Source organism: Nonomuraea aridisoli (assembly GCF_003236395.1).
Lineage (GTDB): Bacteria > Actinomycetota > Actinomycetes > Streptosporangiales > Streptosporangiaceae > Nonomuraea > Nonomuraea aridisoli.
The window spans coordinates 1-10,545 of the sequence record NZ_POUD01000299.1 but is presented as its reverse complement, the minus strand read 5'-3'; the positions used below and the strand labels follow the sequence as shown (position 1 = coordinate 10,545).

Sequence of the window (10,545 nt, the reverse complement as noted above, 5' to 3'; positions counted from 1 at the left end):
ACCTGTTCCAACAGCGGAGCTCCTGTAGTGAGGATGTCTTGGAGTGACAGACCTCTTCTACAGCGGCTCCGCTGCTTCGTTCACCGGTCTTGACGAACCGCCTTCGTCCTTAACTGAACGGCGTTGGCTCTAGCCCTCCTGCTCCGCCAGGCGGCCCTGGATGACGCGGCGCTCGTGCTCGACGTAGCGGCCGCTCTCGCCGAGCAGCGAGGCCATCAGCCACAGGAAGACGCCGAAGTCGTCGGCCACGCCGATCAGCGCGAGGAAGTCGGGCACGACGTCGATCGGTGAGACCAGGTAGACCACGCCGAGCCCGATCAGCGCGAGCCTGCCCTTGCCCAGGCCGGCGTACTGGCCGCGCATGGCCGAGCCGATCATCCGGGGGATGGCCCGGACCCTCGTCATCAGTTTGGGCGATCCCGGCCTGGTCACCTCGCGGTACGTACGCCAGGCCGCCGCCGCCCGTGCTGCCTTCGCCATCATGCGAACCCTCCTACCCCCGGTTTTTCACGATATAACGCGTCCCGGGGGTCACGAGTTCCTTCCCTCAGCGGGCCGCGGGATGCTCGAAAGGCGCGGCCTGTTCGAGCTGGGCGGCCACCCGCACGAGCAGGTCCTCCCGGCCGAAGGCGGCCACCAGCTGCACCCCCACCGGCAGCCCCGCCGCGTTCCTGTGCAGCGGCAGCGACACGGCCGGCTGCCCGGTGGCGTTGAACGGCGACGTGTACGCCACCGCGTGCCCCGTACGCCCGAAGGCGAGGCTGAGGTCGTCGGACGGGATCCACCCCAGCGGGAACGGCGCCACCCCCAGCGAGGGCACCAGCAGCAGATCGTGCCCGGCGCTCCACCAGGCGGCCATGCGGCGCCGGAAGCCGTCGATCCACTGGGCGGCCAGGATGTGGTCGGCCGCGCTCTGCCCGCGCGCCGAGGCGACCATGGCGGCGTTGCGCGGCTCGATCTCGTCCAGTTCGACGGGCTTGCCGCGCAACCGGCCCAGCATGGCGACCTGCGCGGCGACGTTGTTCGCCACGATCGCGCCGAAGTGCACAGGGAAGTCGGGGTCGCCGAGCGCCTCGGGACCGCCGGGCTCGACGTCGTGGCCGAGCGACTCCAGCAGCGCGGCGGCCCGCGTGACGGCCTCCGTCAGCTCGGGCGCCTCGGGCACGTCGCCGCGGGGGTGCGCGGTGAGGAAGCCGATCCGCAGCCGCCCCGGATCGCGCCCCACCTCGCCGGCGAGCGGCCCCGGCAGCTCGGGAGCCCCGTACGGATCGCCCGGGTACGTGCCGGAGACGACGTCGAGCGCCGCGGCGCTGTCGCGCACGGTGCGGGTGACGAATCCCGGGCACGAGAACCCGTTCCAGCCCTCGCCCAGCGCCGGCCCGAGGCTCACCCTGGCGCGCGTCGGCTTGAGCCCCACCAGGCCGCACAATGACGCCGGGATGCGGATCGAGCCGCCGCCGTCGCTCGCCGTCGCGAGGGCGACCATCCCGGCCGCCACCGCCGCCGCGGAGCCGCCGCTGGACCCGCCCGCCGAGTACGCCGGATCGTACGGGTTGCGCGTGGCCCCGAAGGCCACCGGCTCCGTCGTGATCGTGCTGCCGAACTCGGGGGTGTTCGTCCGCCCGAGGACGACGAACCCGGCCTCGCGCAGCCGTACGACGCCGTAGCCGTCGGGCGCGTCCGCCCGCTCGTCGCTCACCCGCGACCCCGCGTGGTACGGCTCCCCGGCCTGCCGCCAGCCGAGGTCCTTGAGCAGGATCGGCACCCCGCGGAAGGGCGCCCGCGCCGGGATCGTGTCGATCTCGGCCAGCGCCCGCTCGAAGCGCCGGTGGACGACCGCGTTCAGCTCGCCGTCGAGGGCCTCGATGCGGGCGATGGCGGCCTCGGCGAGCTCCCGGGCCGACACCAGGCCGTCCCTGACCGCCTGGGCCTGCCCCGCCGCGTCCTGCCTCAGTAACTCCTCCATGGCCTACCTTTCCGGAGCCAGCTCGCGAACCGCCTGGTCGATGGAGATCTCGCCGCCGGGCAGCGGGGCGAGGACGGGGGTGTCGAGACCGTTGTCGACGTACTCCTGGATCCTCGCCCGGCAGGTGGCGGCGTCGCCGTGCACGATGAGGGCGTCGACCACCTCGTCGGAGATGGCCTTGAGCGCGGCCCGCCGGTCGCCGGCCGCCCACGCCTCGTGCATCGGGCGCAGTTCCTCGCCGCGGCCGAGCCAGTCGTGGAAGGCGGCGTACACCGGGACGGTCAGGTAGCCGGCCAGCATCCGGCGGCCCATCTCGCGCACCTGGTCGACGTTGTCGTTCACGCAGACGAACAGGCGGGCGATCAGCTCGGTGTCGGGGCCGATCTCGGCGCGGACCTTGCGGACGTCCTCGGGCGAGAGCCAGTTCGTGATCGCGCCGTCCGCCTCCGCGGCGGCCAGGCGCAACATCCGGGGGCGCAGCGCGGCCAGCACGATCTTCGGCGGCGTCCTCGGTGCCCGCTCCAGCCGGAAGCCCTGGACGGAGAACGTCTCGTACTCCTCCGTGACCTTCTCCCCCGCCAGCGCCTTCTTCAGGAAGCGCAGCGTGTCCCGCGTGCGCGCGTACGGCTTGTCGAACGTGCCCGCGTTCCACTTCTCCACGATCGCCGGCGAGGACGCGCCGATGCCCAGCGTGAACCGGCCGGGCGCGAGGTCGGCCAGCGTGGCCGCGGACATCGCGAGCAGCCCGGGGCCGCGCGTCGAGACGGGCACGATGGCGCTGCCCAGCCGCACGCCCGGCGCCCACTGCGCCGCCAGGGCGAGCGGGGTGAAGCCGTCGACGCCGTTGACCTCGGCCGACCAGGCGTCGGTGTAGCCGAGCCCCGGCAACTCCGCGATCAGCTCCTGCGACCGAGCAAGCGAGCGGTCGTAGAAGGGGATGGTCATGCCCCAGTTCTGCGTCATGCAACGGCCTCCACGTCCTCACGGGCTCAACGCGACCACCGTACCAACCGCTCGGTATGTTCCCCTAGGCCCGCAGCTCGTGAACCGCGGCGATGAAGTCCTTCGTGATCCCCCGCAGACCCGGCAGATGGGACAGCCCGACCAGCCGGTCCACCAGCGGCACCGTGACCTCGATCAGCCGGTACGTCCGCGCGCACCCCGGCGAGGTGTCGTGCACCCAGAACAGCACCATGCCCATGGACAGCAGCCACAGCAGCTCGGGCAGCTCCTCGCGCAGCTCGGCGTTCATGCGGTCGCGCGAGCCCTCCACGACCTCGCGGTAGATCGCGATGGACGCCTCCCGCGCCGGCGACGACTGCTTGCTGAACGGGCTGAGCGGGTTCGTCGGCTCGGCGGCGTGCTTGAAGAACTTCACGGCGAACTCGTGGTACGGCTCCGAGACGCGCACCCACTCGCGCAGCACCCCGCTCAGCCGGGCCGCGAACGACTCCTCCGTGGCCAGGAACTCCCGGCACGCGGCCTCGTGCTCGGCCTGGGCACGGTCGTAGTACGCCTGGATCAACGCCTCCTTGCCGGCGAAGTAGTAGTAGGCGTTGCCCACGGAGACCCCGGCCTCGGCGGCGATGGCGCGCATGGTGGTCGCTTCGAAGCCGCGCTCCCGGAACAGCCGCAACGCCGTCTCGACGATGACCTCTCGGGTGCTCTCCGGTCCACGGTTTCGAGCTTCGGACACGTTCGTCACTTTACGTCGTGAAACAGGGATGGTCATGGAGCCGCACGATGATCGCCGACTGAAGGCAAAGTTGCCGCCGCAGCATGAGTTATCTCCTGTGAATGGTGGGATTGTCGTTTCAGGCGGAAGGGCTATTTCCGCGAAAAGGCATCGACATGTGGATACGTGGAACTGTGCGGCTCTCCATGGTCGCACTCCTCGGCATAGAGATCACCATAATCTCGCTGGCCTCGGCCGCCTCCGCCGCCACCCATCCTGATGGGCCGCGGGCCGAGGACAGCATGAACGAGTCCGGACCCGGCTTCTGGCAAGACGGGCCGGAGAACTGGCGGCCGTCCCCGGACGCGGCGCCACCGGAGGCGTACGAATACGACGAGCCCGGCCCTCGCGGGTCGGACAACTGGATCCCTCCCGACACGCGCCGCGACCACGGCTGGACGCGGTGGCACGACGAGCAGGACTGGCCGCGGTGGCGCGACCTCGGCTGGCCCGACGAGCCCGAATGGCATTTCGAGCCGTACACGCACGAGCGTGCGCTGCCCGACCGGGCCGTGCCCGACCGGGACGACAAGGTCCGCCCCAAGGAACGGCCGGCGGCCGCCAAAGCCCGCAAGAGCCCCGCACGCGGTGAGACGGCCCATGTGCCCAAGGTGCGGCGCCAAGCGGCGCAGAAGCGCTCTCACGTCGATCTGGCGCGCGTCCTGCCCCGCAGCGCCGCCGTGCAGATCTCACACTCCACCGCCACGAACCTGCTGCGCCAGGCGGGCCTGCGCATGAAGTCGACGGGCAACTGCGTCAGCAAGCACCGGCACACCTGCACCTCGCTCGAATCGGTGCGCGCGGGGACGGTCGCCAAGCTCCTGGAGCTCAAGCAGCAGAGCGGCTGCCCGATCACCGTGACGGGCGGCACCGAGCGGGGACACGCGCCGGGCACCTACAGCCACGGGAACGGCTACAAGATCGATATCTCCCACAACTCGTGCATCGACCGGCACATCGCCAAGCACTCCCACAAGACCGGCGTGCGCGGCGACGGGGCGAAGCTCTACCGCTCCGGGTCGACGGTCTACGCCGACGAGGGCGACCACTGGGACATCCTCTTCCGCTGAGGCGGCCCCCACACCCGATGAACGACATGACGCCCGTGCGTCCTGCACGGGCGTCATGTCGTCGCGCCTGATCTCAGAGCTCGGCGGCCACCAGCTCGGCGATCTCCGCCGCGTTGAGCGCCGCGCCCTTGCGCAGGTTGTCGCCGCAGACGAACAGGTCGAGCGTGTTGGGGAAGTCGATCGCCTGGCGGATGCGGCCGACGTAGGTCGGGTCGGTGCCCACCACGTCGAGCGGCGTCGGGTAGACGCCGTTGGCCGGGTCGTCCATCAGCACGACCGTCGGCGCCGCCTCGAGGACGCGGTGTGCGTCGGCGACCGTGATCTCGCGCTCGAAGCGCGCGTGCACGGCCAGCGAGTGCGTCGTGATCACCGGCACCCGGACACAGGTCGCGGAGACCTTCAGGTCGGGGATGCCGAGGATCTTGCGGGACTCGTTGCGGAGCTTGAGCTCCTCGGAGTTCCAGCCGTCGTCCTTGAGCGAGCCGGCCCACGGCACCACGTTGAACGCGATCGGCGCCGGGAACGGCGACTCGGCGGGCAGCTTGTCGACCAGCGCCTTGCGCACGTCGCCGGCCGCCTGCCCGATCGTACGGTCGCCCGCCAGCGCCTCGACCTCGTCGTACAGCCGGGCCGAGCCCGCCACACCCGCGCCGGAGACCGCCTGGTAGGAGGCGACGACCAGCTCGGTGAGGGTGTACTCGGCGTGCAGCGCGCCTATGGCCGCCATCATCGACAGCGTCGTGCAGTTGGGCGTCGAGATGATGCCCCGCGGGCGGTTGCGCGCGTCGAGCGGGTTGACCTCGGGCACCACCAGCGGCACGTCGGGCTGCATCCGGAACGTGCCCGACTTGTCGATGGCGATCGCGCCGCGCTCGGCCGCGATCGGCACCCAGACGGCCGACACCTCGTCGGGCACGTCGAAGATGGCGATGTCGATGCCGTCGAACACCTCGGGCGCGAGGGCCTGCACCACGACGTCCTCGCCGCGCACCTTCAGGACCTTGCCGGCCGAGCGGGGCGAGGCGACGAGACGGATCTCGCCCCAGATGTCCTCCCGCGTCGACACGATGTCGCGCATGACGGTGCCCACCGCACCGGTGGCCCCGATCAGGGCGAGATTGGGCCTGCTGCTCATCGTCCACTACCTCCGTACACCACGGCTTCGACCTGGTCGGCGTCGAGATCGAAGGCGCGGTGCGCGGCCGCCACGGCCGCGTCGACGCCGTCCTGCCCGACGATCACCGAGATGCGGATCTCCGAGGTGGAGATCATCTCGATGTTGACCCCCGCGTCGGCGAGAGCCGCGAAGAACGTCGCGGTGACGCCGGGGTGCGACCGCATGCCCGCGCCGATCAGCGACACCTTCCCGATCTGGTCGTCGAAGAGCAACGACTCGTAACCGATCCGGGCCTGGATCTTCTTCAGCGACGCGAGCGCCGTCTGGGCGTCGGCCGTGGGCAGCGTGAACGAGATGTCCGTGCGGCCCGTGGCGGCGGCCGAGACGTTCTGCACGATCATGTCGATGTTGATCTCGGCGTCGGCCAGCGTTTTGAAGATCGTCGCAGCCTCGCCGACCTTGTCGGGCACCCCGACAACAGTGATCTTGGCCTCGCTCCGGTCGTGCGCGACGCCGGAGATGATCGGCTGCTCCATCTCGGTTCCTTCGGTGTAAGGGTCGGACACGACCCACGTGCCTTCCTTGGTGCTGAACGAGCTGCGTACGTGAATCGGCAGGTCGAACCGGCGGGCGTACTCGACGCAGCGCAGATGCAGGATCTTCGCCCCGCAGGCCGCCATCTCCATCATCTCGTCATAGGAGATGCGGGGGATCTGGCGGGCCGCCGGCACGATGCGGGGGTCGGCGGTGAAGATGCCGTCGACGTCGGTGTAGATCTCGCAGACGTCGGCCTCCAGAGCCGCCGCCAGCGCCACCGCCGTGGTGTCGGAGCCCCCGCGGCCCAGCGTGGTGATGTCTTTGGTGTCCTGCGAGACGCCCTGGAACCCGGCCACGATCGCGATGTGGCCCTGGTCGATCGCCTCCTGGATGCGGCTCGGCGTCACGTCGATGATGCGCGCCTTGCCGTGGGTCGAGTCGGTGATCACCCCGGCCTGCGAGCCGGTGAACGAACGGGCCTCGTGACCCAGGTTGGCGATCGCCATCGCCAGCAGCGCCATCGAGATGCGCTCACCCGAGGTCAGCAGCATGTCGAGCTCGCGGGCCGGCGGCAGCGGGGACACCTGCTCCGCCAGGTCGAGCAGCTCGTCCGTCGTGTCGCCCATGGCGGAGACGATCACGACCACGTCGTTGCCGGCTTTTTTCGTCGCGACGATCCGCTGCGCGACCCGCTTGATGCAGGACGCGTCGGCGACGGACGAACCACCGTACTTTTGCACAACGAGCGCCACGAGAGTCTCCCGGTTTGGACTGTGAGGTGCCAGTCTACTGGGGGCTTCTCATGAGTCAGATGGCTCGTACCACTATGTGGATGCTCAGGCCGTGGTGACTTCCTCGGCCACGTCGAGGCGGGAATGCGCCGCCAGCGCCTGCAGCGCGCGCATCGCGGCGCCCGCGTGGTTGCCCCAGGTGTTGAAGTAGGAGTACTGCCACCACCACAGCGCCTCGTGCGGGCGGCCGGCGTGGAAGTGACGCAGCCCGTGGATGAGGTCGGCGGCGACCGCGGTCAGATCGTCGGACAGCCGGTACGGGGTCACCCCGGTGTCCTTGTACGGGTCGAACACCTCCGCGTAGTCGTCGACGGCCTCCAGCCGCTCGGCCAGCGCCGTGCGCACGCCGTCGATGTCGGGGTCTTCGCTCATGGGCGGCTCGTAGTTGCCGGCGAGGATCACGTCGCGGTTGGCGCCGAGCTTGGCGCCCGCCAGGCACACCTGGGCGACCTCCACCAGCAGCAGCGACCAGATGGCGTCTCCGCCCTCGCCGCCCGCCACCCGGGTCAGGCCGTCCACGTAGTCTTGCGCGTGCCCGGAGATCTCTTCCGCCAGCGCGCTCCACTCGTCAGACATCCAACAGCCTCCGTCCTTCGAACGCCCGGCCCAAGGTCACCTCGTCAGCGTATTCGAGGTCACCCCCGACGGGCAGACCACTGGCCAGTCGTGTCACTTTGACGCCCATCGGCTTGACCAGACGGGCGAGGTAAGTAGCCGTCGCCTCGCCCTCGAGGTTGGGGTCGGTGGCGAGGATGAGCTCGGTGACGCGCCCATCGGCCAGCCGCGTCATGAGCTCGCGGATGCGCAGGTCGTCGGGGCCGATGCCGTCGATCGGGCTGATCGCGCCGCCGAGCACGTGGTAGGTGCCGCGGAACTCGCGCGTCTTCTCGATCGCCACGACGTCCTTCGACTCCTCGACCACGCAGATGACATGCGTGTCGCGGCGGGCGTCGCGGCAGATGCGGCACTCCTCCTCGGCGGCCACGTTTCCGCAGACCCGGCAGAAGCGAACCTTCTCCTTGACCTCCAGCAGTGCGTGCGCCAGCCGTTTCACATCGGCCGGGTCGGCCGCCAGCAGGTGGAACGCGATCCGCTGCGCGCTCTTGGGACCGACGCCGGGCAGCAGCCCGAGCTCGTCGATCAGATTCTGGACGACCCCCTCGTACATCGCCTAGAACCCTGGCAGCTGTCCGAGGCCGCCGCCGCCCAGCCCCTGGGCCAGCGGCCCGAGCTTCTCCTGCTGCAGGTCGGCGGCCGCGCGCACGGCGTCGCGGACGGCCGCGATCACCAGGTCGGCGATCGTGTCGGCGGTGTCCTGCGGGTCGCCGCCGTCGATGACGCTCGGATCGATCTTGAGCTCGAGCAGCTCGCCCGAGCCGTTGACGACGGCCGTGACCAGCCCGCCGCCGGATGAGCCCTCGATCTGCGCGTCGTTGAGCTCCTGCTGGGCGCTCACAAGCTGCTGCTGCATGAGCTGGGCCTGCTCCAGCAGCTGCTGCAGGTTGACATCCCCTGGGTTCACCGTCGTGCGCTCCTCGTGGCTCCGCGTTCGTGACTGCCACGAGCCTACGGTGTTTGGGCGGTGTCATGTACTGGTGGAGTCACCATGTTTCGTGCAGGGATCGCTTACCGGGACAGCTGCCACTTCGCGGCGCTCCGGCGAACGACGCCCCGGGGCCCTCGACCGGAGCGGCGAACCGTGATGTCCTGGCCGGGTCTCGGCCCCCCTCCAGCGCCCGAGACCCGGCCATCACGTCGGCGGAGCGGCCGCACCACGCCGGCGTGTTGGACAAGAAAACTACTCACCCTACGTTGCACACAGGTTGCGCTCATTCAATCACCCTCCGCAATCCCCCCGAACGGGTTGCGCAGAACGGGCACAAGACGGATGCTCTACATGACTACTTGGAGTGACCGATGAGTTACGCCCATCTCGACGCCTACTCCCGAATCCTGCGCGGAGCGTACGAATCCGCGGCGTCCGGGCGGCTCTGGCCTGAGTCGCCCAGACATCTCATCAAGGCGTCCTGGCGCCGCTCGTTCGACGCCGGGGTCGATCCGGAGGGCACGTCCGCCCCGCTCGTCTACGACGCCTCGCTCATCCCCGACATCCGCAAGAGCCATCCGCTGCAGCCGCTGCTGCCCCTGATGGCCAAGACGTTGTCGGGGCTCGCCGAGGAGACCGGCCACGTCATGATCGTCACCGACGGCGACGGCCGGGTGCTCTGGCGGGAGGGCAACTACTCGATCATGCGCCGCGCCGACGAGATCGGCCTGGCCACCGGCCACCAGTGGACCGAGCACAGCGTCGGCACCAACGGCATCGGCACCGCCCTGGCCGTCGGTCGGCCCGTACACGTCTACTCGGAAGAACACCTCATGCGCGTGCTGCACGTCTGGTCGTGCAGCGCCGCCCCCGTCACCGACCCCGACACCGGCCGCGTCATCGGCTGCGTCGACGTCAGCGGCACCTCCCGCAGCCTCCACCCCGCCACCGTCGCCCTGGTCGCCGCCACGGCCAAGCTCGCCGAGACCGAGCTCGCCCTGCGCATGCACCAGCGCGACGAACGCCTGCGCCGCCGCTACGAGTCGCTGCGCAGCCGGCCCGGCATCCTGCTGTCGTCCACCGGCCGCGTCATCTCCGGCGACCCGGCGGGCGGCCTCGGCGGGCGCGTGGCCCTCACCGACACCACCTTCGTGCCCGGCCAGCGCATGATCCTCAGAGACGGCACGGTCGCCCTCCTCGAGCCGTTCTCCGACGGCTACCTGCTGCGTCCCGCGCCGTCCGCCATGCCGTCGTCGCTGCGGCTGTCGTTCCTCGGGGAGAGCACGCCGACCGCGTCCCTCGGCGACATCGAACGCCCCCTGTCGCTGCGCCACGCCGAGATCCTCACCCTGCTGACGCTCCACCGCCACGGCCTCACCGCCGAGCAGCTCTCCTTCCACCTGTACGGCGACGCCGGCAACCCGGTGACCATCAGGGCGGAGATCCACCGGCTGCGCGGTCAGCTCGGCAACGCGATCGCCGCCAAGCCGTACCGGCTGACCTGTCCCGTGGAGGCCGACTTCCTCGAGATCCGCCGCCTGCTGGCGGGCGGCGACCCGTCCAAGCTCGCCGCGGCCTACGCCGGTCCCCTCCTGCCCCGCTCGGAATCACCGGAGATCCGCCGCGAACGCGACGAGCTGGAGGCCCAGGTCCGCGCCTGCCTCCTCCGCCGTGGCTCCCCGGACGACCTGTGGGCGTACGCACAGACCTGCAACGGCCGCGACGACTACGAAATCCTGGAACGCCTCGCCGAACTCCCCCCGACCGACCTCCGCTCCGCCGC

11 protein-coding genes are annotated in these 10,545 nt (G+C 70.4%); 2 read left to right on the top strand and 9 right to left on the bottom strand.

All coding sequences use genetic code 11. The annotated features are described in order from the left end of the window. Positions 1-129: 129 nt before the first annotated feature. From C1J01_RS41035 to C1J01_RS41020, 4 genes are all read right to left on the bottom strand, one after another. Positions 130-483, bottom strand: a complete 354-nt coding sequence (locus C1J01_RS41035; protein ID WP_235855001.1) for a YkvA family protein — start codon at positions 481-483, stop codon at positions 130-132. Between the two features lie 64 nt (positions 484-547). Further along, on the bottom strand, positions 548-1,966 hold the full coding sequence (locus C1J01_RS41030; protein WP_111184445.1) for an amidase: 1,419 nt from the start codon (positions 1,964-1,966) through the stop codon (positions 548-550). 3 nt (positions 1,967-1,969) lie between these two features. Then, a complete protein-coding gene (locus C1J01_RS41025; protein WP_111184444.1) occupies positions 1,970-2,929 on the bottom strand; it encodes an LLM class F420-dependent oxidoreductase in 960 nt (319 codons plus the stop codon). A 64-nt stretch (positions 2,930-2,993) separates the two neighbouring features. Further along, positions 2,994-3,662 (bottom strand): TetR/AcrR family transcriptional regulator, encoded by a 669-nt coding sequence (locus C1J01_RS41020; RefSeq protein ID WP_235855000.1) that lies wholly within the window; start codon positions 3,660-3,662, stop codon positions 2,994-2,996. Between the two features lie 173 nt (positions 3,663-3,835). Between C1J01_RS41020 and C1J01_RS41015 the strand changes: the two genes are divergently transcribed. Continuing rightward, positions 3,836-4,771 (top strand): hypothetical protein, encoded by a 936-nt coding sequence (locus C1J01_RS41015; RefSeq protein ID WP_111184442.1) that lies wholly within the window; start codon positions 3,836-3,838, stop codon positions 4,769-4,771. A 73-nt stretch (positions 4,772-4,844) separates the two neighbouring features. Here C1J01_RS41015 and C1J01_RS41010 read toward each other — a convergent pair whose 3' ends face one another. From C1J01_RS41010 to C1J01_RS40990, 5 genes are all read right to left on the bottom strand, one after another. After that, the gene (locus C1J01_RS41010) at positions 4,845-5,906 is read right to left on the bottom strand and encodes an aspartate-semialdehyde dehydrogenase (RefSeq protein ID WP_111184441.1); all 1,062 of its coding nucleotides are present in this window, start codon (positions 5,904-5,906) and stop codon (positions 4,845-4,847) included. After that, entirely contained in the window at positions 5,903-7,177 is a 1,275-nt protein-coding gene (locus C1J01_RS41005) for an aspartate kinase (protein ID WP_111184440.1), read from the bottom strand. The genes C1J01_RS41010 and C1J01_RS41005 overlap by 4 nt, the downstream gene beginning before the upstream one ends. Positions 7,178-7,261: 84 nt before the next feature. Then, positions 7,262-7,792, bottom strand: a complete 531-nt coding sequence (locus C1J01_RS41000) for a DUF5063 domain-containing protein (protein WP_111184439.1) — start codon at positions 7,790-7,792, stop codon at positions 7,262-7,264. After that, complete coding sequence (gene recR / locus C1J01_RS40995) at positions 7,785-8,384, bottom strand: recombination mediator RecR (protein WP_111184438.1); 600 nt, start codon at positions 8,382-8,384, stop codon at positions 7,785-7,787. Before recR ends, C1J01_RS41000 begins: the two co-directional genes overlap by 8 nt. Before the next feature lie 3 nt (positions 8,385-8,387). Next, complete coding sequence (locus C1J01_RS40990; protein ID WP_111184437.1) at positions 8,388-8,738, bottom strand: YbaB/EbfC family nucleoid-associated protein; 351 nt, start codon at positions 8,736-8,738, stop codon at positions 8,388-8,390. A 395-nt stretch (positions 8,739-9,133) separates the two neighbouring features. On the opposite strand from C1J01_RS40990, the gene C1J01_RS40985 reads away from it, so the two are divergent. Then, on the top strand, positions 9,134-10,545 hold a 1,412-nt coding region (locus tag C1J01_RS40985), incomplete at its 3' end, for a GAF domain-containing protein (RefSeq protein WP_111184436.1).